21 protein-coding genes are annotated in these 20,496 nt (G+C 63.8%); 11 read left to right on the top strand and 10 right to left on the bottom strand.

The genetic code is table 11. From position 1 onward, the window contains the following. The first annotated feature begins 13 nt into the window (after positions 1–13). From nrdR to ELEN_RS08030, 4 genes are all read left to right on the top strand, one after another. Positions 14–460, top strand: coding sequence for a transcriptional regulator NrdR (gene nrdR / locus ELEN_RS08045; protein ID WP_009307018.1), 447 nt, complete (start codon positions 14–16; stop codon positions 458–460). Beyond that, positions 457–906 (top strand): dUTP diphosphatase, encoded by a 450-nt coding sequence (dut, locus tag ELEN_RS08040; RefSeq protein ID WP_009307017.1) that lies wholly within the window; start codon positions 457–459, stop codon positions 904–906. The genes nrdR and dut overlap by 4 nt, the downstream gene beginning before the upstream one ends. 55 nt (positions 907–961) lie before the next feature. After that, on the top strand, positions 962–1,369 hold the full coding sequence (locus ELEN_RS08035; protein ID WP_015760666.1) for a MerR family transcriptional regulator: 408 nt from the start codon (positions 962–964) through the stop codon (positions 1,367–1,369). Between the two features lie 163 nt (positions 1,370–1,532). After that, positions 1,533–2,015 (top strand): hypothetical protein, encoded by a 483-nt coding sequence (locus tag ELEN_RS08030; RefSeq protein WP_015760665.1) that lies wholly within the window; start codon positions 1,533–1,535, stop codon positions 2,013–2,015. A gap of 161 nt (positions 2,016–2,176) precedes the next feature. On the opposite strand, the gene ELEN_RS08025 is transcribed toward ELEN_RS08030, so the two are convergent. Continuing rightward, on the bottom strand, positions 2,177–2,791 hold the full coding sequence (locus ELEN_RS08025) for an acetate uptake transporter (RefSeq protein ID WP_015760664.1): 615 nt from the start codon (positions 2,789–2,791) through the stop codon (positions 2,177–2,179). A gap of 282 nt (positions 2,792–3,073) precedes the next feature. Between ELEN_RS08025 and ELEN_RS08020 the strand changes: the two genes are divergently transcribed. From ELEN_RS08020 to wecB, 3 genes are all read left to right on the top strand, one after another. Next, positions 3,074–3,970: a DUF5996 family protein gene (locus ELEN_RS08020; RefSeq protein ID WP_015760663.1), complete on the top strand. Its 897-nt coding sequence runs from the start codon at positions 3,074–3,076 to the stop codon at positions 3,968–3,970. Between the two features lie 161 nt (positions 3,971–4,131). After that, a complete protein-coding gene (locus ELEN_RS08015) occupies positions 4,132–4,698 on the top strand; it encodes a hypothetical protein (RefSeq protein WP_015760662.1) in 567 nt (188 codons plus the stop codon). A gap of 281 nt (positions 4,699–4,979) precedes the next feature. After that, positions 4,980–6,101, top strand: a complete 1,122-nt coding sequence (gene wecB, locus ELEN_RS08010; RefSeq protein ID WP_015760661.1) for a non-hydrolyzing UDP-N-acetylglucosamine 2-epimerase — start codon at positions 4,980–4,982, stop codon at positions 6,099–6,101. Here wecB and ELEN_RS08005 read toward each other — a convergent pair. Then, positions 6,098–8,233, bottom strand: coding sequence for a phage adsorption protein NrfB (locus ELEN_RS08005; RefSeq protein WP_015760660.1), 2,136 nt, complete (start codon positions 8,231–8,233; stop codon positions 6,098–6,100). The genes wecB and ELEN_RS08005 overlap by 4 nt on opposite strands. Before the next feature lie 157 nt (positions 8,234–8,390). Between ELEN_RS08005 and ku the strand changes: the two genes are divergently transcribed. Then, complete coding sequence (gene ku / locus ELEN_RS08000) at positions 8,391–9,215, top strand: non-homologous end joining protein Ku (protein ID WP_015760659.1); 825 nt, start codon at positions 8,391–8,393, stop codon at positions 9,213–9,215. A gap of 36 nt (positions 9,216–9,251) precedes the next feature. Here ku and ELEN_RS07995 read toward each other — a convergent pair whose 3' ends face one another. The 3 genes from ELEN_RS07995 to ELEN_RS07985 are packed head-to-tail and all read right to left on the bottom strand — an operon-like array spanning position 9,252 to position 10,726. Continuing rightward, a complete protein-coding gene (locus tag ELEN_RS07995; protein ID WP_009307006.1) occupies positions 9,252–9,794 on the bottom strand; it encodes a phosphatase PAP2 family protein in 543 nt (180 codons plus the stop codon). 9 nt (positions 9,795–9,803) lie between these two features. After that, positions 9,804–10,280 (bottom strand): low molecular weight protein-tyrosine-phosphatase, encoded by a 477-nt coding sequence (locus ELEN_RS07990; RefSeq protein WP_015760658.1) that lies wholly within the window; start codon positions 10,278–10,280, stop codon positions 9,804–9,806. Further along, on the bottom strand, positions 10,277–10,726 hold the full coding sequence (locus ELEN_RS07985) for an acyl-CoA thioesterase (protein WP_015760657.1): 450 nt from the start codon (positions 10,724–10,726) through the stop codon (positions 10,277–10,279). Before ELEN_RS07985 ends, ELEN_RS07990 begins: the two co-directional genes overlap by 4 nt. Positions 10,727–10,767: 41 nt before the next feature. Between ELEN_RS07985 and ELEN_RS07980 the strand changes: the two genes are divergently transcribed. From ELEN_RS07980 to ELEN_RS16515, 3 genes are all read left to right on the top strand, one after another. Then, the gene (locus ELEN_RS07980) at positions 10,768–11,940 is read left to right on the top strand and encodes an Mbeg1-like protein (protein WP_009608584.1); all 1,173 of its coding nucleotides are present in this window, start codon (positions 10,768–10,770) and stop codon (positions 11,938–11,940) included. After that, the gene (locus ELEN_RS07975) at positions 11,937–12,866 is read left to right on the top strand and encodes a prenyltransferase (RefSeq protein WP_015760655.1); all 930 of its coding nucleotides are present in this window, start codon (positions 11,937–11,939) and stop codon (positions 12,864–12,866) included. The genes ELEN_RS07980 and ELEN_RS07975 overlap by 4 nt, the downstream gene beginning before the upstream one ends. Before the next feature lie 625 nt (positions 12,867–13,491). Beyond that, entirely contained in the window at positions 13,492–13,929 is a 438-nt protein-coding gene (locus ELEN_RS16515; RefSeq protein ID WP_015760654.1) for a hypothetical protein, read from the top strand. Here the strand turns inward: ELEN_RS16515 and ELEN_RS07965 are convergent, their stop codons facing one another. The 5 genes from ELEN_RS07965 to ELEN_RS07945 all read right to left on the bottom strand — a co-directional run bounded on the left by ELEN_RS07965 (position 13,930) and on the right by ELEN_RS07945 (position 20,472). After that, a complete protein-coding gene (locus ELEN_RS07965; RefSeq protein WP_015760653.1) occupies positions 13,930–15,486 on the bottom strand; it encodes a helix-turn-helix transcriptional regulator in 1,557 nt (518 codons plus the stop codon). Positions 15,487–15,549: 63 nt separating this feature from the next. Next, positions 15,550–16,233, bottom strand: coding sequence for a ferric reductase-like transmembrane domain-containing protein (locus ELEN_RS07960; protein WP_015760652.1), 684 nt, complete (start codon positions 16,231–16,233; stop codon positions 15,550–15,552). Next, on the bottom strand, positions 16,230–16,919 hold the full coding sequence (locus ELEN_RS07955) for a TorD/DmsD family molecular chaperone (RefSeq protein WP_015760651.1): 690 nt from the start codon (positions 16,917–16,919) through the stop codon (positions 16,230–16,232). Before ELEN_RS07955 ends, ELEN_RS07960 begins: the two co-directional genes overlap by 4 nt. Positions 16,920–17,029: 110 nt before the next feature. After that, positions 17,030–17,644 carry a 4Fe-4S dicluster domain-containing protein gene (locus ELEN_RS07950; protein ID WP_015760650.1) on the bottom strand — a complete coding sequence of 205 codons (615 nt, stop codon included), beginning with the start codon at positions 17,642–17,644 and terminating at the stop codon, positions 17,030–17,032. Then, positions 17,644–20,472: a molybdopterin-containing oxidoreductase family protein gene (locus tag ELEN_RS07945; RefSeq protein WP_041691728.1), complete on the bottom strand. Its 2,829-nt coding sequence runs from the start codon at positions 20,470–20,472 to the stop codon at positions 17,644–17,646. Before ELEN_RS07945 ends, ELEN_RS07950 begins: the two co-directional genes overlap by 1 nt. Positions 20,473–20,496: the final 24 nt, after the last annotated feature.

Here is a 20,496-nt window from a genome sequence, read left to right as displayed (position 1 = left end):
CAAAGGAGCAAGTATGCGTTGTCCTTCCTGCGGCAATCCAGAGTCGAAAGTGGTCGACTCGAGGCCTTCCGAAGACGGCACGGCCATTCGCCGGCGCCGCGAATGCCTCGAATGCGGACGTCGTTTCACCACCTACGAACGCCTGGGCGACAATCCGCTCATCGTCATCAAGGCTGACGGATCGTCGGAGGCCTACGACCGTCAGAAGCTCATGCGCGGCCTGCTCAACGCCGCGGCGAAGCGGCCCATCGGGCCCGAGCAGATCGCCTCGCTCATCGACAGCATCGAAGCGGAGCTGCGCAACGCCTCCCGTAACGAGATCGGTTCGAAGGATCTGGGCGATATGGTGCTCGTGCGCCTCGCCAAGCTCGACGACGTCGCCTACGTGCGCTTCGCGAGCGTGTACAAGGACTTCCGCAACGTCGAGGAGTTCGCTGCCGCATTGGAGGGATTGCGTTGATAGAGCGCGTTTCGATTCCTTTGCAGCAGATTGACCCCGACCTGCCCGTACCTGCGTACGCCTACGTCGGCGATGCCGGCGTAGATCTGCGCGCCACCTGCGACGACATCTTGAAGCCCTTCGAACGCAAGCTCGTCCCATGCGGCATCGCCGTGGCCATTCCGAGCGGGTACGCCGGGTTCGTGCTGCCGCGCAGCGGGCTGGCTATCAAGCACGGCGTATCGCTGGTCAACGCACCCGGCCTGATCGACAGCAACTATCGAGGTGAGATCCAGGCCATCCTGGTCAACCTCGATCCGCAGAGCGAGTTCGCGATCAAGCGGGGCGACCGCATAGCGCAGCTCGTCGTCATGCGCGTGCCCGACGCCGCGTTCGACGTGTGCGCGGAGCTGCCGGATACGGAGCGCGGCGCGGGCGGGTTCGGCAGCAGCGGCGTGAGTCTTTGAACCTGATCCTTCCACCCACTTAGAGTTACTCTAAGCAAGAGCGAAAGGGGCATCGATGGACGCGAGCGAGCACGGAGCTCAAGCCGACAACACGCTGCCATGCTTCGGCATCAGCGAAGTCGCCGACATGGCGGGCATCTCCGCGTTCACGATTCGCTACTACGACAAATGCGGGTTCTTTCCCCAACTGGCGCGCGATGCGCGCGGCGTCCGCACGTTCTCGCAATCGGATGTGGCTCAGCTGTACTTCGTCGATGCGCTTCGGAAAAGCGGCCTGTCGATCGAGGGCATCCAGTATTACGTGAAGTTGCAGCGCCGCGGCGCGGCGACGCGCGACGAGCGGCTGGCCATCGTGCGGGCTCAGGAGACGGTGCTCGAGTACCAGCGAGCCGAGCTCGACGAGAGCTTGAAGCGGTTGAGCGCCGCAGGTGTGGAATTGTCGACGGATAGAAAGTCTCGATGACCTTCGTGGTATAGTACTCGCCGAATCCGGTTTGAAGAACCGCGATTTCCATGACCTAGGGCTCGTCCGAAGGCGAAATAGGGCCTTAGAACGGCTCTCAGAGCCTCGTTTGCAAAACCCCAGGTCAATGGCTATGAAATTTTGAGAAATAGGGAAAGAGCGCATGACTGACAACGAACATAGGCCGCCTGAGCCGCCTCAAGGGCGCGATCCCGGGCGCGAGCCTGACGATCGCAGCCGGCAGACGACGCTTAACGGCGTCCCGGTTCCGTCGTCGAACATGAACGACCTTCGCGAGCTGAAAAAGGCTCAGACGATGGTCATGGTGGCGAGCGTGGCCGGACCCGTGTCGCTGTTCATCGGCGGCGTGCTTCTCAGCGGCGTGGGACTGGCCTGCGCCATCATCGCGCTCCGCAAGCTGAACAAGCTCATCGAGAAGCGCACGGACGTATCCGCGCTTGCGCAGCGTCTCAAGCGCTCGGCGATCGTCGGCGTTGCCGTGTGCGGCGTGGCGCTCACGCTCAATGCGATTTCGTTCTATCTGATGATGCCCGTAGTACTCGAGATGATGGAAAGCGGCGATTACGCGGGAGCTGTGACGGATGCCGGGATCGGCGCTGCAGGATCGACCTCGACCTGGGGATAATCTTATCCGCTGTCGAAACCGCATAAAGCGCTGCAGGTTATGCACGGAACCCGCAGCGCTTTGCTTTTTGCTTCCGAATGCTCGCCAGCCCAAACTCCCCCGACCGCTCCTCAATTACCTATTTTATTGATAATATGTCTTATGTAAAGTTATACTGATATTCAGGATTTTTTCGACCAGAAGGGGTTGCCGAGCGATAGGAATTGCTCCCCGAAGTGGTTGTTCAAGATATTGGCGCCCGCGCAGTAGAAGCTGAGGAGCGAAATAACAAGCTCGCTGATCGCGGCGAGCATATGCGTCGCTTCCCGAGCAACCCCGAACGCGCTTAGAGCCAAGCCGACGAACAGAAAATCAATGGCGAGGAATATGAAGAACAGCACTTTCGTGGTACGCAGCGCTCCTATGGTCATAAACGCAGTCAAGATGAGGTACGCCACGAAAGCGGCTCCTGTTTGGCGCGGATCGAACGTTTCGGCCGCATAAGAGCCGAACATGCCGTTGGTCGTCGCCCAGCCGAATGCCATGGCAAGCCAAAACAACCCGTAAGCGATAAACGCGGTGCCGCCGAATGCGTTGTTCTTCCTCAAATCGATCAATCCGGCGATAAGCTGAGCGCATCCCCCGAGGAAAATGGCCCACCCCATGACAGCCGCCGTCCCGTCGGTGATGCCGAGTTTTTGAGAACAGGCCACGAGCGTGACTATCGCCAGCCCGAACAACCCTAGAGCGCTCGGATCAGCCCACGAGCCCCGCTCTTCCTTCTTCATCTCCCCCATGCTCGCAACTCCTTTCGATTAATTCCTACTAAAGTGGTAAATTTTGAGCAATGATACCGGCTTGCGGGCAGCCGAGCACGCCGATGCTTCTTCAGCTACCGAACGTACCTGTTTTGTCGGTGATCGTCCTTTCGCGCATGGGCGAAGGCTCAACTGCGACGTCGGAATAAGCCGGGCAAGCAGTACGGCGGCATCCCGATTTGCCAACGAACGTCTGACGAACCGTCCGCGGCTGGCGGTTCCGGCTTCGTCCGCTCGTAGGATGGCTGCGAGGTGATAGATATGAACGTATTGACGTACGGCGAGTGGCGCGACACGTGCGACACCGTGCATATGCTGCTGCAGATGATGGGAAAAGCGAAGCTGCAATCGATGGATCCGCAACCTGAATGGAAGCAAGTGGTGCTCGATGCCGATGCGAACGGCTTCACCACCGGACTGATCCCGTTCGGCGCGGACGGCTTCGAGATTAAACTGAACATCGCGGATGCCGAGATGGCCGCGATGACCGCGGCAGGCGACTGCGCGCGTTTCCCTATCGAAGAGTGCGTCTCGGTGAGCGAGCTGTACGGCCGTTTCACGGCGATGCTCGAAAACATCGGGCATCCGATAGCCATCAACACCGTCCCGCAGGAAATGCACACTGAGGTTCCGTTCGATCGGCAGAACATCGCGCGCGAGTTCGATGCCGCGGCTGCACGGCGCAGCTTCCGTCAGTTCCTGTTCGCGCGCGGGGCTTTGAGCGGGTTCGCGGCGCCGTTTCGCGGGAAGAAGATCCCGCCTTCGCTGTTCTGGGGCACCTTCGACATGACGACCGTGCTGTTCTCCGGAAAGCCCTGTCCCTTCGAACGCACGGCTTCCATAGTAGAGCGCGTCGCCTTCGACGAGCAGTTCGTGGAATTCGGGTTCTGGCCGGGCGACGATGCTACGAACGATCCTTCCTTCTTCGTACTGGCCTATCCGTTTATCGAGAAAGGGTCGTCGAGCGATGCGAATGTCGACGAGGCGTTCTTCGATGTCGAGAACTCCGAGTACTTTCTGCGGCTGAAGGATGCGTTGCGTTACGACGATCCCCAGGCCGCGGTTCGTCGGTTCTGCTCCTCAACGTTCGCGCGCATCATGGAACGGCAGAACTGGGAACGTCGCGACTGGTTCACCGAGCCGTTGCTGAACGGTTAGCCTCCCCCTCCCCCTGCAGCGGTCGATGCGACCGTCTTAGAGTTGCTCTAAGACGGTCGCTCGCATTATGCCGTCGCCGATCAGCAAGCCGACAAACCGGGATGGACGCGAGGCTCGCAAGGCCTTATGCTGGAACGACGCATACCAGGAAGGGGAAAACGATGAAACCCATTAAAACGATCGTGGCGGCTTGCCTTGCCGCGGTCGCGCTGAGCGTCGGAGCCCTATCGCTCGGCGCCTGCGGCCCGAGCGCGGAGGAAGTGGTGCGACAGGGGGTGGCCGACGAGCTGGAACGCCTGAAGACCCACGACGAGGCGCTGCTCGACGAGCTGGCGGCCGACAGCGGGGTGGACCAGCTGGCAACCTACGGCATCGACGCCAAGTCGTTCATAGCCGCTTATCTCGACGGATTCGACTACCGCATCGACGAGGTGAAGGTGGACGGCGACAGCGCCACGGCGACCGTGGTGCTTACCTGCAAGAAGTTCGACGCGTTCGCCCAAGCGCTTACGGAGGCTACGACGGAGCTGGCAGAAGATGAGCAGACGGCCGAGCTCGATGCCGACCAGATCAACGAGAAGGTCGGCCAGCTGGTGCTCGAAGCGCTCGGCTCGGTGGAACCGACTGAATCCAACCCGGTGGAATTGCCGTTCACGCGCACGGACAACGCATGGGGGCCGGCGAGCGGAGCCGAGCAGGCGCTGTCTACCGCGCTGTTCTCAGGCTAGAGTCCGCGTCATCTGCGGCGGTTACGTTTAGGATACTGCACGGTAACCGATATGAACGCTTTGGTGCGTTCGGTCTGCGGAATGGTATCGTGTGCGCCATGGATACCGTAGGCTCTTTGCAAGGAGGAATCATGGGGTACGTGGTTTCCCTGCTATGCTTCCTAGGCGTGTTGGGATGCGTTTCGCTCGTCCGACGTCTTGCATAACGGGATACGAACGAGAAGGGCCGGCATATGCCGGCCCTTCCTCCGTCTTGGAGCCGCAAGGAAACGGAGGCTTGCATGAAGCGCAGGAAGAGCGTGCTCATCGCATTCGGCACGCGCCCGGAAGCGGTTAAGATGGCGCCGGTTTTGAACGCGCTCGAAGCCGACAAGGCGTTCGAGGTCGAGGCGCTCTCGACGGCTCAGCACCGCGAGATGCTCGACCAGACGGCGGCTGCGTTCGACTTGCGCATCGATCATGACCTGAACCTCATGCGCGACCGTCAGACGCTCGACGGGCTCACGGCGCGCATTCTGACCTCCGCGACCCCCGTGCTGGAGCTCGCGGCGCCCGACGCAGTGCTCGTGCACGGCGACACCACCACTGCTCTCGCGCTGGCGCTCGCGTCGTTCTACCGACAGATCCCCGTGGGGCACGTGGAGGCGGGCCTGCGATCGGGAAACCGGTACTCCCCCTTTCCCGAGGAGATGAACCGTCGTCTTATCTCAAGCCTCTCCACCTGGCACTACGCCCCCACCGAAGGCAACCGAGCAAACCTCCTCGCGCAAGGCGTCGATCCGGATAGCATCCGGGTAACGGGCAACACCGTCATCGACGCGCTCCTTGAAACGGTAAGCTCTTCCTACCGCTTCGAGGAGCCGGCTCTCGAAGCGGTCGATTTCGACGGATTGCGCGTCTTAGGGTTGACGTGCCATCGGCGCGAGAACCTGGGCGAACCGATGGAGCGCATGTTCGCTGCAGTACGCGACACGGCAGACGCCCACGCTGACGTGCGCGTGGTGTACCCCGTGCACAAGAACCCCGCCGTGCGCGCGATAGCCGAGAGGGCGCTGGGCGGGCATCCGCGCATCACCCTCGTCGAACCGCTCGGATACGCCGATTTCTCCAACTTCATGGCACGATGCGCCTTCATGCTGACGGATTCGGGCGGCGTGCAGGAGGAAGCACCGGCCCTCGACGTGCCCGTGCTCGTGCTGCGCGACGATACCGAGCGTCCCGAAGCGCTTGAAGCGGGCTGCGCCGCCCTGGTCGGCACGACGTACGAAGGCGTGCGCGCATCGTGCGAGGCGCTGTTGGGCGATGCGGCGCTGTACGCGCGCATGGCGGCCGCTCCCGACCCCTACGGAGACGGGCATGCGGCCGAGCGCATATGCAGCGCACTCCATGACGCCTTCGACTAGGAGAAACGCGACACGGCGAGGCCCATCTCGCAAGCGATGTCGTCGACCGAGCGGCCGAGATGCAGCGCGTAAGCTAGCGCCATGCCCGCCTGTGGCAGCTCTACGCTCGTCTCCTCCAGAAGCGTCGCCGCCCCGGCAGGTTGCGGAGCTTCCGCCGCGTTGTCGAACGCGAGAGCGCCTTCGAACGCTTCGAGCAGGTCGGCTGTGCTGGAGAACAGGAAGAACGTCGGTTCGCCCAGCAGAAACGCCAGTTCGTCTCGCTCCGCGCAAGAAAGGTCGTCGTCCACGGCGACGATCCATCCTTTTTCGCTCTCGACCAGCGGCAGCGCGGCGAACCGATCCGCCGCGGCGAACGGCATGCGATCCATCAGCTCCAGAAGCACGAGGTCGGGCTGTGCACGCACGTACATCGACTGCTGCTGCAAGGCGTAAGCCTGCGTGAGGTGCCTCTCTTCGACCAATCCCTGCCTCAGCAGCTCCTGCCCCAACCGCACGCCGCGCGCACGCGCCGATCCCACGGCGTCTTCCAGATGCCCTGGCTCCACGAAACCCCTCTCCAGCAGCGCGTCGCCCAGAAGGCGCCGATAGCGTTCGAGCACCGAAGCGGGGAGAAATTCGTGGTCGGTCTTGTTCCATGCGGGACCTTCCTGCGCAGACGTCGCATTCGAGGTTTGCGCCTCGTCTCCGTCCGTTGCAGGCTTTCTTTCGCCCTCCTCCTCTGCCGCGTTGCCCCGATGCTCGACGACCGGCGCGGCGGCCGCCTTGGCCTCTCGTCCGCGCAGCAGCACGTAGGCGATCTTCTGCCGCCATGCGCGAAACGTCGCGCACATGTTGATGAGGTTGCCCCATAGAAGCCTGAGCGGGAACAGCGGCGGCAGCAGGATGGAGAACGCCATCGTCTTCCAGCCGTACACGTTCGCCAGCGCGCGTCCGCGAAGCACCTGCCGTTCCACCATCATGAACAGCAGAAACACGCACATCCACCACGAAGGGCTGTGCAAGGGGTACATGACGGGCAGCTCCAGCTGCGGCGCGAACGTCTGCACGAGGAAGTACGCGAGCACGGCGTAGCCCGGCAGCAGCACGAAGTTCGCGAACTTCGCCTTGAGGCCCTTGTACAGAAACGTGCGCTCGGCGAACGTAAGCTCGCTTTTGCCGAACACATCGGCCATGCTCGCGCTCTGCATCGTGATGCCGTACACCCATCGCGCTTTCTGCCGCACCGCCGCCTTGAACGTCGACGGGAACAGCGAGCGCGTGGCGATGTAGTCCCACACGGTGCGCCCGCGCGCGTCGACGCGCGGCACCTTCTCAAGCACGTAGTGCACGCGGAAGCCGCGCATGCGCAAGGTGAGCGACAGCTTGTAATCCTCGGTCAGGCTGTTGCGCGGCAGCAGGTCCTCGTCGCGAAACGCGTCGAGGACGCGCCGGCCGATGGCGAAGCCCGTGCCCGCCGAAGGAACGAAGCCCAGCTCGTCGCGCATGACCATGGTGCGGAAGTGATGCTCGGCGAACTCGTCGGCGTAGGTGGACGAGGTCAACGTCTTGAAGAACAGCCGCAGCCGCGGCATGCGCTGCAGCGGGAACACGGGGAACTGGAGGGCGTCGTAGTCGTCGATCAAGTAGTTCGTCATCTTGAACTCGTTGGGGTGCACCACGTCCTCCGCGTCATGGATGGTGACGCTCGCGAAGCGCACGTCGCGCTCGGCCTCGTATTCCCGGATGGCCCGCACGGTATGGTTGATGTTGGCGGCCTTCGACGTGGGTCCGGGATCGTCTCCCACCACGCACACCACGGTGCCTCCATGGCGCACCTCGAGCGCGCGAGCCACGGCCACGGTAGCCGCATCGTTGGGGTAGACGCCCAAAAACACCCGGTACAGCGAGCGCGGGTACTGCGCGGAGGCCACGAGGTTGTCCACCACTTCGCCCAGCACGGCGTCCTCGTGCCAGGCGGCGATGACCACGGCCAGCATCTTCGGCGGCTTCTCGTTGATGAGCGACAGCTTCACGCGCTTCTTGCCCGTGCCGCGAAACAGCGCGAACACGTCCCACAGCACGTCGTCCGCGCCGAACACGATGAACGCGAGCGCAACGAAGAAGCCGATCCAATAGACGACCTGCTCGTCCATGCCCGCTTCCGCCTCCTTTCCTCGCCTCAGCTCATCTGCCAGCTTGCCCGCGTGAAAACGCCATCGTTGCAGTTCGTCCTCGGTCGATCTCCGAAGCGAGGCAGACGGCAAGCCCGCGCTACGATGCCGAGAAGCATCCGCGAGGAAGGAGCAGGTCATGGCCGGTAGGAAAGGCGCAATCGCGTTCGGTCTCGTGTACATCCCGGTGGAGCTGTTCACGGCGACGCAGGATGACGCCGTACGGTTCAACCAACTTGCCAAAGATAGCATGAAGCGCGTGCGATACGTGAAGACGTGCCCTGACTGTAAACGAGAGCTGAAACCGGAAGACATCGTGAAAGGCTACCAGTACGAGAAGGGCAAGTACGTAGTGGTGGACGACGAGGAGCTGGACGTCATCAAGACCGATGCCGATCGTGCTATGAAGATCGTGCAGTTCTCCGACATCGACGAGGTGCCGCCTCTCTACTTCGAGAAGCCCTACCAGGTGGTAGCCCAGCCCGGCGGCGAGAAGGCGCTCGAACTGCTTCGACGAGCCATGGTGGACGAAGGCAAGATCGCCATCGGCACGACGGTGCTGGGCAATTCGGAAACGCCCATCGCGCTCATCCCCCACGACGATGACCTGGTCATGATGACGCTGCACTATCAGAGCGAGGTTAAGGACATCCCCAAGACGCTCCAGCACCCCGACGTGGCCGACGAGGAGCTGTCCATGGCGAAGCAGCTGGTGGAGAGCATGACTGCGCCGTTCGATCCGAGCCGCTTCCGCAACACGTACCAGGAGAAGCTCATGCAGCTCATCCAGGACAAGATAGCCGGCAAGCAGATCGTGGCCGAAAGCCAAGAAGCCCAGCCGTCGAACATCATCAATCTCATGGACGCCCTGTCGGCCAGCCTCAAGGCGCGCGACGGCAAGGACGGCGAGCCGAAGAAGCCCGCTCCGGCGAAGAAACCCGCGCGCAAGCGGGCGTCGGCCTAGAGGCTCGCGACGGGAGAGGCCTCTTCGGCAACGCTCTCAGTCTGACGACGATTCGGGCCAGGTCTTCTCCACGAGCCAAACCGAACCGATGCCGACCGCGATGCCGATGACGGCGCCCGCCAGGATATCGGAGGGATAGTGCACGTACAGGTAGAGGCGCGAGAAGGCGATGAGGCATGCGACGGCCACGGCCGAGACCTTGAGCGCCAGCACGCCTCTGCCCTTCCCCGGCAGACAGCACAGCGCCGCGGCAGCGGCGAACGACACCATGGAGTGGTTCGAGGGGAACGAATCGCCCGACGGCGGCGGGATGAGCAGACCGGCGAACTCGTAGGCGACGAACGGCCGTGCGCGCCCGAACAGCGGCTTCAGCACGAACATGCCGAGGATCGCGGTCGCGACGACGGCCAGGAGTACGGCTACGCCCCACCTGCGGTACCTCGGCTGCGCGACGAGCACGGCGCCGGCGACGAGCCACACGAGGGCGAGGTCTCCCAGATGCGTGGCCAGCAGCATGATCTGGTCGAGCAGCGGCGTGCGCAGATGCTGCTGGATGGCGTCGAGAACGGCGATGTCCACGCGAGGCTCCTACGAGCGGGGCGCGCCGGAGTCCAACCACGCGAGAAGCCCCGCGCAACCGGCCAGCACGTCGTCGTACGTGACGTTGAAATCGCCTGTGTACCAAGGATCGGCCACGTCACGCGCGGAATCGGCGAACTCGAGCAGCTTGAAGCAGCGGCCCTCCGCAGCCCGTCCCAGCTGGCGACGCATGTCGCGCATGTTCGCCTCGTCCATGCCTACGAACAGGTCCCATTCGTCAGCATCGGCGCGGCGCAGGCGACGGGCGGTCTTGCCGGAGCAATCGATGCCCTGCGCTTCCAGCACGGCGCGGGTGCCGTGATGCACGGGGCTGCCGATCTCGTCGTCGTGCGTGGCTGCCGACCCGATGACGAAGGCGTTGGCCATGCCTCGGCGCGAGACGAGATCCTTCATCACGAACTCAGCCATGGTTGAACGGCATATGTTGCCGTGGCACACGAATAGGATGCGATGCGGCGCGCTCATCGGCTCTCCCCCTCCTCGGGTTCGAGGACTTCGAGGTAGCGTTCGTACAGCTCGGGCACGGCGCGCTTCAGACTGACCGGCTTGAACGTTTCAGCATCAACGAGGCAATGGGTGCTCCGTCCCGTGCAGCAGGGCTTCTCGATGTCGAGATCCTGGCCTTCCCGGAACACCTCGTAGGCGTATACGGTCTTCGTCGGGCGCGAGGACACTACGCGCGTGCGCACGACGGCCGTGTCGCCGTAACGCAAAGGCGCGCCGTAGTCGCATTCGAAATGCGTGACGGGCGACAGGTAGCCCGCCTGCTCGATATGGTCGTACGGAAACCCGATAGCCTCGAGGAACCGCGTGCGCGCATCCTCGAAGTACAGCAGATAGTTGGCATGGTAGACGATGCCCATCATGTCGGTCTCCGCATAGCGTATGGTGATTGGCGTGCAAACCCGCATGGCTTCGCTGTCCGTCCTTTGCAATCGGCTACAATGTTCGCATGAGGAATATCGTAACGTATATGGCCGAAGAGCAGCGCACCTTCGCGGAATCACCGTTTAACCCCGTCGACTCGCTTGTGTTCGCGACGCTCGCGTACTTCAACTACGAGGTGGCGCCCGGCGTCGACCTCGCTTCCCCCGACGGCGTCCTGCTGCACGACGTGGTGATGCTGTCCGATTGGGAAGCGCTCACCGCGCACAGCTGGATGGAGGACGCGAAGGACACCGAGGCGTTTCTGCACGTCCTGTCGGCAAGCCGCCGCATGCGCGACGTGCGCGCCTCGTTCTATGCCAACGAGCGATCGGAGATCGTGGAAAAGCAATTCTCCGCCGTCACGCTGACGTTCCCCGCCGCCGACGGCGAGGTCGCCTACCTCGCGTATCGCGGCACCGACGGCAGTTTCGCCGGTTGGAAGGAAGACTTCAACCTCTGCTTCAAGGAAGTGATCCCTTCCCAATGCACGGCGGCGGCGTACCTGTCGGGCGTGGCGTCGGCGCTCGCCTGCCCGCTCATCGTCGGCGGGCACTCCAAGGGCGGCAACCTCGCCGAGTATGCTGCGCTCGTAGCCGACGAGAGCGCCTTCGAGCGCTTGCGCGGCGTGTTCAACCACGACGGGCCGTCGTTTCTGGACGATCCTTCGCCGCGCATCGACGACGATCGATTCCACGCCCTGCTGCACAAGACCGTGCCCGAGTCGTCGGCGTTCGGCATGATCCTCGAGCGCCGCGCCGACTACCGCGTGGTGCGATCCTCGGCTATGTCGGTGTTCCAGCACGAGCCTTTCACCTGGTTGACCGAAGACGACGACTTCGTGTACCAGGAGGCGCTCAACCCCTCCGCCGTGTTTTTCGACGAGGCGCTTGACGCGTGGCTGCGTAGCAAAGCTCCCGACGAGCGCGAGCGCTTCATCGACACCATCTACGAGCTGTTCGCCTCCACCGAGGCCGGAACCTGGAGCGAGTTCCAAACCAAGCTGTTCGCGAACACGAGGCAGCTTTTAGGTGCGCGCTCGAAGCTGGACGCGGAGACGAAGAGCTTCATCTGGCAGACGCTGGGCTCGCTCGGAGGCATACTCAAGGACGAGACCGTCAAGCGCTTCAAGCCCGCCCCGCCCACCTGGCTTCCCCGACGCCGCGAAACGTACGACCCCGAGAAAGGAACCGAAGCATGACCGCTAGCGCGTACGGACGACTGACCCCCCGCATGGCCTGGCAGCTGGCCGCGCCGCATACCTGGCCGGCCGCCATCCTGCCCGTGCTCGTCGCCGCCGCGGCGGCGGCCGTTACCTCCTTCAGCATCTCGGCGACCATGGTATGCGTGCTGCTAGTCATCTGCGTGCTCATGCAGTCGGCGGTGAACACGTTCAACGACTACTACGATTACGTGAAGGGCGCCGACTCGGCCGACGACAACGTCGACCCGACCGACGCGGTGCTGGTGTACAACAACGTGAACCCGCGCGCGGCGCTGGCTCTGGCCGTCGGGTTCCTCGCGGCGGCGTTTCTGCTGGGGGCGTACGTGATCTGGATCGCCGGATGGATCCCGCTCGCCATCGGCGCGGCGGGCGCCGTCGTCGTGGTGCTGTACTCGGCGGGCAAGACGCCCATCTCGTACCTGCCCATCGGCGAGCTGGTCAGCGGGTTCGTGATGGGCGGGCTCATTCCGCTGGCGTGCTACCAGGCGCTTTCCGGCACGTTCGACCTCCGTGCGCTCTTGTGGGCCGTGCCCACCATCCTGGGCGTGGGGCTCATCATGTTCACGAACAACACGTGCGACGTTGAGAAGGACGTGGAATCGGGACGCCGCACGCTGTCGGTGCTGCTGGGACGCGAGCGGGCGCGCAAGCTGTATCACGGCGTCGTGTACGCCTGGGTGGCCGCCATCGTCGTGCTCGTGGCTGCGTTCTTCACGAACGGGCTTCTGGTGATGCCGTTCATGCTGCTGGCAAGCTATCCCCTGCTCAAGGCGCTGCTGGGCAACCCGTTGGCGCCGCAGGCCCGCATCGGCGCCATGGCGCAGGTGTGTAGCGCGAACATCGCATTGGGCGCGTTCTACGCGGCGGCCATCCTGGCAAGCGGCATCGCGGTCGCGCTCTAGCGGAAGGAACGGGATCTCATGGAAGCGACCGTCGCGGCGGGGCTGTAGCGACTCGGGCCGATCTGCCTCGCTCGAAGCACGACGACGCGAGCTCCCTCGACGGGACTGCGGCGATTTCTCGGATCGCGAGGGCAAGCCGCTTCTTTCCGCTTGTGCCCTTCCGAGCAGCCCGCCGTCCTCGAAAAGGCGAGAACACATCGAATTCGGAAGAAATCGCGTACCCTGCAAGAAAGCGAATTCGATGACAAGAACGGATCTTTCCATTGAACAGGCCGTATGCGGAAGCGAGCACGCCAACACGTCTGCTATCCGTTTGAAAACTTCCGAATCCGATGATTTTTCGCCAACGGAGGCGCTTTCGGATGCACCGAGGGGAGGACTCGAGATGCTCGGCGGGAAGGCGCCTCCGACGCGAGCCCCCGAAACATCGTGCTCGCACGACGCACCGTGCGAGAGACCCTTCCGCTTTCGGGACATCTCGCGTCACGTGGTGGTCGGAAGGGCCGTGCATGCCGTATACTTCCAAGGACGTGAAAACGACGAGGCGGGAGACGCCGCCCGGGGCTGCGGCTACGATGCGGCAACGGCGACGGACGCCGCTTGCGAGGAACAAAGGAGAATGCGGATGGAGATCGCTCGTTTGGTTCTAGGCGTGTTGCTGCTGGTCGCGTTCGCGCTGCTGACGGTGCAGCTGTACAACGGGCGCTGGCTGTTCCTCATCGCCAAGCCCGAGAAGACGAAGAAGGGCACGTTCTTCCCCGAAGGAACCGCTAATACGGGAAAGCGCGCGGCATGGGTGATGGTCGCCTGCTTCGCCGTGACGGCCACGCTCATGGCCTACGAGATGAGCAAGATGACCGGCGTGCCGGCGTTCGCGCAAACCTCCTCCATCCTCAACAACATAGCGCTGGTGGCGTTCTGCCTGAGCCTGCTTTGGACGCTGTTCGCGGGTCGCGACGAGCAGAACTATCGGGATCGCTTCAAGAAGGACGGCGCGCGCCTGCTCGTCTTGCTGCTGGGAGCCTGCGCCGTTATGACCGCGCTCTCGATTCTGTTCGTCTGATCAGCGCTCCTGCGTACGTTCGGTGGCGCGGTCGACGAGGTCGATGAGCTCTTGGCGCGAATGGATATCCAGCTTCGCGTACACGTTGCGGGTGTGGGTTCGCACGGTATTCCACGACACCTGAAGGCGCTTGGCTGCGGCGCCGGCATCGTAGCCCATGGCAAGGCAGCGCAGCACGTCCTTCTCGCGTCGCGACAGCCCCGCCTGATCGGCTAGCGCATCGATGGCCAGCCCGAAGCGCCCCTTCTTGTTCGTATGCGCGTCAGCGTCGTCGGGGCGCATACCGGGCAGCTCGTCGCCCAGCAGGTCGTTGAGCGAGGCCTCCCCCTCCCCTTCGGGCTTGAACAGACGATCGAACTCCTTCTCCGAGAACAGCACGAACGCGCAGGCCAGCACTGCGAACGCCAGCACGAGGTACAGCACGATCGAGTTGCCCGTGGCTGCTATCTGCGGAAACACGTGCACGCCCGCCAGCCATCCTGCTCCCGACCCCGCCATGAACGCTCCGTAACCGAAGCCGAACACGAGTACGGCCGAGATGTGGCGTTGGTACACCACGAACGCGAGGATGCACCACAGCACGAATTCGAAGACCGCCGAGAGGAACGTGACGAGCGCGCTCCATCCAAGGTGCGTGACGCCAACGATGGGACAGAACGCGATGAGCGCTACGACGGCGGCCATGATGACGGAGTAGATCTTTCCGAAATCGAACCGCTCGCCCTCCACGCCGATGGCGGCCGCTGCGAAGACGAGCGCCATCGCCATGCGCAGCAGCATGACCAGGCGCGTGTTGTCCAACGTGACGTCGATCGGCGACACCTCGACGAGCATCGAGCGCAGGGCAACCACGACGAACGAGAACGCGAACGTGACGGCTGCCAGCTTCCAGAACGAGCGCGGGAAGCGGGAGCGGCTCTCGGCGCGCTCCGCCTTCTCGCCCAACGGTGCGATGAACGACAGCGCGGCGGCTCCGGCTGCCGCAAGCGGCATGCCCACGAAGGCGAGGATGCCCGCGAGCGACGGCCCGCCGGGCACGGGCTGCCATGAGGGCGATCCGATGACGGTGAAGTAGATGACTGCGATCGCCACGTGCGACAGCGCCGTGTACAGGATGGCCTTGCGCGGCGCGATGGCGCCGTAGAGCTGCCCGCACTTCAAGCCGACGACGGCCGTGCCCAGCCCCGTGCAGGCGCTGGCGATGTAGAAAAGAGCGGTGATCAGGTCGTACGGAAGCACCTTCGTGAGGTAGTACGGCCCGATGAGGACGATGACGAGGCAGCCGAGCGAAGCGAACGCGCCGCCGGCGATCACCACGGCGGGGCGTTCGAGCAGCTGCCGTATGCGAGCCGCCCGAAAGGTGGACGCCAAGAGCACGATGCCGAACGTCAGCGTGAACACGATGTACATCGTGGATATATTGGCGCCGTTCATCTCCGTGTCGGAGAGCCATGCCGTGCCGCTGCAGGCGATGTAGGCCCATGCCAGCCAGACGCCCAACGCCAGAAACGGCAGCGACGGACACGCCTTGACGAGCTTTTCGAAAAATCCCTTCATGAAGCCGTCGACTCCCCCTCCCGAAACGGACGACAGCCCGAACCGCGCGCTTCCCCTCGAGCGTCAGACGGCTTCGCGGATACGGCGATCCTTCGCCGCGCGGACGAGCCGCAAAACGACGTATGCCGCGAACACGATCGAGTATACCGCAACGCTTGTCGTCGCCGCAACGCCGCCATGCAGCGCAGACGGGGCCAGCATCAGCAGCAGGTGCACGTACGTGAGCAGGAAGAACGGGTAGGCGAGCTTCTGCACCTTCTTCCAGGTTTCGGTGCGCATGCGCTTCTTCACCAAGTTGAACGACGTGACGCCCAGCACGGCCAGCAGCGCCAGCAGCACGACGGCCACCGCGAACGAGGCGACCACGTTGCCGTTCGTCGCCCCGCCCGTCGCGATCCGCGGCAGGTACGTGGCCCCGTACACGGCCACGTGGCCGAGCGACAGGAGCCAGGCGACGATGGACAGCTCGGCGCGCACGGGCTTGAGCCACATGCACGCGCGCGATCCGCGATCCAGCACGCCGATGTACATCACCACGACGAACAGAGCCAGCGGCAGCAGGCATTTCTGGATAAGGACGAAGAACACGCTCCACACCTCGCGCGGCATGCCCCAGAACGTCCCCGCCACGAAGGCGACGTCCACGAGCAGGGCCGCCGCATAGAACGCCATCGGGCAGGCTTTGAGGGGGTTGCGCAGCGCGAAGCAGGCGGCAACCGTGCATGCGAGCACCAGCGCGAACGTCATAGCCTCTCCAACTCCTCCGCCATATCGGCCAGCACCTCGGCGTCGAACAGGAAGAAGCCCTTGCTCATCTTCAGCACGCCGCGGTAGAAACGCGTTTTCACCAAGTGCAGCGCCAGCTCCTCGAAGTCGTCGAACCACGACAGGATATGGTCGTGCAGCACGTGCTGCGAAAGGCGCACTTGCTCGAGCGCGCATTCCGCATCGTTCGCCTCGAGCGAGCGCACGGCCCGCCTCGCCAGGAGAGCCTGGAACTCGCAGAGGTACGACAGGTGGTCGTCGGGGAAGTCGTAGCCGGGGCTTTTCCGCACGCTGTTCTGGCGGTACAGGCGGTACACCTCGTGGTAGGAGTCCTGAAACAGCAGGCCTTCCTCGCTCGTGAACACCGACTCGTAGGGCGTGGCGTAGCGGCCTTTCCACGACGACGTCCCGGCGAAGGCGCCCGTGAAGTCCACTGCCAGCTCCTGGCGCGTGCCGGAGTGCCGCTTTGACAGCGCGCGCTCCATGTCGTGCAGGCCCTCCGCCATGAGCTCTCCCGCGCCGGCGAATGCCGCAAGGCCTCCCTCGGCAATGCGGTCGATCTGCTCTTGGGCGAGCGGTTTGTAGTACAGCGCCGCCACCACGTCGTAGAACGCCGCGCGACCCTCGAGCGCCGACACGAGGCCCGCGCAGGTCTGCGTCTCCATCATCGTGACTCCCCTTTCTCGTTGCTTCTCGACCCCTGGCTTGGACGCGCTACCGTGTCCCGGCAGGCCTTGGGAGGGGTTCGGCCTGCCGGGACGGGTTGCAGCGCGCGGGCTTACGATGCGGACACGCGGTCCGTCGTCACAGGATCGCCCTGCCATGCCGCCGTTGCGGCGGACAAGATGTAGATCGTCGCCGGTTTGAGCCCGTGCGGATCGTCAAGCTGGTGGCAGTTCTCCGCGCCAGCCGCCGCAACAGCCTTCGCAGCGGAGCTGTCGGGATCGTCCAGGTCGCCGAAGTAGCGCGCGCCGCAGCAGCAGTTGTGCACGCAGGCCGGCACCCAGTCCTCCTCCTCATGTCGCTGGAAGCACAACGTGCACTTCTCCACCACATTCGTGTTCGGATTGAGCGTGCGCACATTGTACGGGCAGCCCTTCAGGCACGATTCGCACCCGATGCACTCCTCGGCATTGACCAGCACCACGCCCGTGGCTTCGTCGCGGTACGATGCGCCCGTCGGGCACACTTCGATGCAGCCGGGGTTCTCGCACTGCTGGCATTGCAGGGGAATCCAGTACTGCTCGATGTCCGGGAAGGTGCCCGTGGGTCCCACGGCGTGCACGCGGTTGTAGCACACGCCCAAATCGACGTTGTTCTCAAGCTTGCAGGCCGCAACGCAGCCGTCGCATCCGCTGCAGCGGTCGAGATCGATAACCAGGCAGTTTCTCATCAGAACACATCCTTCGTCTGAGCTTCGGACAGCATTTCCTCAGTCGGCAGGAACGGCGCGAACTCCTCGGGCTCCACCCATACGTTCGCAGGTTTCTGGGACTTCTCGATCTTCACCGTGAAACCGCGGTTCGTGTAGGAGCCGTACACTTCGTTGAACGGGGCGTCGTTCTTCGTGAGCACGTTCACGTTGCACTCGCGCCAGCCGGCCGTCGGGTTCGTCTGGGACTCGTCGTAGCACTCCGGGTTCCAGAAGCGCTCCATCCACACGGTTTTCGGATGCACGCCCTCGGTGAGGTAGGCGCGCGCGTGCACCTCGCCGCGGCGGCTGGTCACCTTCACCCAATCCATATGCTCGATGCCCAGCTCCTTGGCGCTCGCCGGATTGATGCGGATCTCGGCCGTGGGGAACAGCTCGCGCGACAGCGCGGCGTGGCGCATGGTGCCATGGTGGAAGTACGGCACGCGGCCCGACGTGAGCACGAAGGGGTACTCCTCGTCGGATAGCGGGCTCTCCGCCGGCTCGATGTACGAGCAGATGGGGCTGTAGTCCTCGCAGGGCTCCTGCGGCTCCGGATAGCAGAACGGATATCCCGTGCGCGCCAGCTTGAGCAGGATCTGGCAGTACACCTCGATCTTGCGGGACTCGGTGCCGAAGCCGGCAGGCAGGCCATCGTCCACCACGGTTTCATGTTGGTCGTAATGGAAGTACTCGCTGGCCGGCGTGACGTAGGGCACGTACTTGTCGGCGTCCTTCACCAGCTCGTCCCAGCTGGGCGCGTGCAGCGTCTCGGCGACGGAGGCCTTGACCTCCTCCTCGGTGGCGCTGCCCAGGTATCCGGGCTTGAGACCGGGCAGCTCGCCGCCCATCTTCTCCGCGCATTTCGCCACCACCTGCGCGGCTGGGATGGAGTGCGACACCGTCTCGCCGATGTGCACGCACTCGTTCTGCAGCCACTGGGTGTTGAGCTGGGTCATGTTCACCATGGGCTCTTCCAGCCACTCGCGCACGGGGAACACGAGGTCGGCGGCCTCGATGTGGAAGGAGGTGAGCATCGGGTACTGGCCGATGATGTAGTCGACCTCGGGGAACACGTCGTACCACGACTTCGCATTGCCCAGCATGGCCAGCTTGTTGCCCGACATGTCGAACCACACGCGCGGCTTGTACGGCTCGCCGGTGGCGATGGCCTCGCGCACCGTGGGGATATGGCTGTGGCACCATGCGTACAGGCCCTTGTGGTCCTTCATGCCAAGTCGATCGACGAGCAGCTGGTTCGCCAGCTTCTGCTGCGGGTTCTCCTCCCCCAGCTTCTTGGCGCGCGCCTCGTTCTCGGCATCGCTCATGCCGATGACCGCGCCGATGCCGTACATGTCCGAGAACATGCCGTCGAAGCCGTTGTTGTACGTGACCGGGCGCTTCGTCGGCGGCGCGCCGGCGGCGCCGTACTGCGTCATCGTGCAGCCGGGCTTGTTGACGTAGCCCATGATGGAGTCCAGGCCCATGCAGCCCAGCGGCACCTGCGAGGCGGACTCGGTCATATCCGACGCCACGCCGTTGGCGATGCCGGCCACGGAGGCCTCGGCGTAGATCTTGATGGCTTTTTCGATCTTGCCGGCATCGAGCCAGCAGTTCTCGGCGGTGTGCTCGAGCGTCCAGGGATCGGCTTCTTCCTTGTAGATCTGGCCGGCGGTCTTGTACGTCTTCCCTTCGAAGTCGCCCGTCCAGAAGATCTCGGGGTCCACTGCGGCGTCGGCGGGCGCGGAGAACTCGAAGGGCGCCACTGCGTTCGTCTTGAGGTCGTAGCAGACGTAGGCCGGGGTGTTCTCGGGCGTGGTCTGCTGGAAGTCGGGGAACAGCTCCTGCGCCTTCACCGGCAGCTTCGTCTCGGGGTCGATAAGGAAGGGCAGGTTCGTCCAGTACTTCGTGAACTGCTCGTCGTAGAGCTTGTTCTCGAAGATGTAGCGGAACCAGCACAGGAGCAGACCCGTGTCGGTGGCCGGGCGCACCGGCAGCCACACGTCGGCCTTCACCGCGTCGGGCGAGAAGTTGGGATCGACCACGATGGTCTTCACGCCCTTGGCGCGCAGCTCGGCCATTCCGCGACCCGATTCCGCCGTCTGGCTGACGGAAGGCTGGGCGCCCCACAGCACCACGACCTCGGCCTTGTTGTCGGGGTCGGGACGGAATATCTCCTGCACGGCGTTGTCGGCGATGGACTGGTCGTTGCCGCCGTAGAACAGTTTCGACATGCTCCAGCGCGGCAGATAGCACTGGGCGCAGCCGGGCTCGAACACGGTGGGCGACCCGAACGCCATGGGCAGGGTCATGGCCTCCATGAACGAGTAGGCCCCGCCGCCGCCCACGCTGGCGAAGAAGGAATAGGGGCCGTATTTGTCGATGGCGTCGCAGATATGCGTGGCCGCTTCCTCGACGGCCTCGTCCCAGCTGATGACCTCCCATTTGTTCTCGCCGCGCTCGCCGGCACGCCGAAGCGGATGCAGCACGCGGCGGGGGCTGTACATGGTGTGCAGCTGGTTGAGGCCCTTGATGCACAGGCTTCCGCGACTTACCGGCGCGTCGGGGTCGCCTTCCAGCTTTACGACGACGCCGTCCTTCAGATACGCGATAGCCGGGCACATCTGGATGCAGCCGTGGCAGGACGTCTTCATCCTCACGAGACCCTCGTCGGCGCCGCCGCCGGACGGAGCCTGCTCCTGCGGAGCCTCCTGCATACAGCCGGCCATCGAAGCGCCGAACGCCGCCGTCGCGCCCACCAGAGCGGACGCCTTGACGAAGCTTCGACGTGTCAACGTGGTTTCAGCCATGTTCTCCAACCTTTCTCCTTATGA

The sequence above is a fragment of the Eggerthella lenta DSM 2243 genome (assembly GCF_000024265.1).
In the GTDB taxonomy this organism is placed as follows: Bacteria; Actinomycetota; Coriobacteriia; order Coriobacteriales; family Eggerthellaceae; genus Eggerthella; species Eggerthella lenta.
This window is presented reverse-complemented; position numbering and strand designations above follow the sequence as displayed.

What these genes read in the sequence shown, in the direction of transcription:
- nrdR (WP_009307018.1), top strand. Translation starts at nt 14, where the DNA reads ATGCGTTGTCCTTCCTGCGGCAATCCAGAGTCGAAAGTGGTCGACTCG.
- ELEN_RS08035 (WP_015760666.1), top strand. Translation starts at nt 962, where the DNA reads ATGGACGCGAGCGAGCACGGAGCTCAAGCCGACAACACGCTGCCATGC.
- ELEN_RS08030 (WP_015760665.1), top strand. Translation starts at nt 1,533, where the DNA reads ATGACTGACAACGAACATAGGCCGCCTGAGCCGCCTCAAGGGCGCGAT.
- ELEN_RS08025 (WP_015760664.1), bottom strand. Translation starts at nt 2,791, where the DNA reads ATGGGGGAGATGAAGAAGGAAGAGCGGGGCTCGTGGGCTGATCCGAGC.
- ELEN_RS08020 (WP_015760663.1), top strand. Translation starts at nt 3,074, where the DNA reads ATGAACGTATTGACGTACGGCGAGTGGCGCGACACGTGCGACACCGTG.
- ELEN_RS08015 (WP_015760662.1), top strand. Translation starts at nt 4,132, where the DNA reads ATGAAACCCATTAAAACGATCGTGGCGGCTTGCCTTGCCGCGGTCGCG.
- wecB (WP_015760661.1), top strand. Translation starts at nt 4,980, where the DNA reads ATGAAGCGCAGGAAGAGCGTGCTCATCGCATTCGGCACGCGCCCGGAA.
- ELEN_RS08005 (WP_015760660.1), bottom strand. Translation starts at nt 8,233, where the DNA reads ATGGACGAGCAGGTCGTCTATTGGATCGGCTTCTTCGTTGCGCTCGCG.
- ku (WP_015760659.1), top strand. Translation starts at nt 8,391, where the DNA reads ATGGCCGGTAGGAAAGGCGCAATCGCGTTCGGTCTCGTGTACATCCCG.
- ELEN_RS07990 (WP_015760658.1), bottom strand. Translation starts at nt 10,280, where the DNA reads ATGAGCGCGCCGCATCGCATCCTATTCGTGTGCCACGGCAACATATGC.
- ELEN_RS07985 (WP_015760657.1), bottom strand. Translation starts at nt 10,726, where the DNA reads ATGCGGGTTTGCACGCCAATCACCATACGCTATGCGGAGACCGACATG.
- ELEN_RS07980 (WP_009608584.1), top strand. Translation starts at nt 10,768, where the DNA reads ATGAGGAATATCGTAACGTATATGGCCGAAGAGCAGCGCACCTTCGCG.
- ELEN_RS07975 (WP_015760655.1), top strand. Translation starts at nt 11,937, where the DNA reads ATGACCGCTAGCGCGTACGGACGACTGACCCCCCGCATGGCCTGGCAG.
- ELEN_RS16515 (WP_015760654.1), top strand. Translation starts at nt 13,492, where the DNA reads ATGGAGATCGCTCGTTTGGTTCTAGGCGTGTTGCTGCTGGTCGCGTTC.
- ELEN_RS07965 (WP_015760653.1), bottom strand. Translation starts at nt 15,486, where the DNA reads ATGAAGGGATTTTTCGAAAAGCTCGTCAAGGCGTGTCCGTCGCTGCCG.
- ELEN_RS07960 (WP_015760652.1), bottom strand. Translation starts at nt 16,233, where the DNA reads ATGACGTTCGCGCTGGTGCTCGCATGCACGGTTGCCGCCTGCTTCGCG.
- ELEN_RS07955 (WP_015760651.1), bottom strand. Translation starts at nt 16,919, where the DNA reads ATGATGGAGACGCAGACCTGCGCGGGCCTCGTGTCGGCGCTCGAGGGT.
- ELEN_RS07950 (WP_015760650.1), bottom strand. Translation starts at nt 17,644, where the DNA reads ATGAGAAACTGCCTGGTTATCGATCTCGACCGCTGCAGCGGATGCGAC.
- ELEN_RS07945 (WP_041691728.1), bottom strand. Translation starts at nt 20,472, where the DNA reads ATGGCTGAAACCACGTTGACACGTCGAAGCTTCGTCAAGGCGTCCGCT.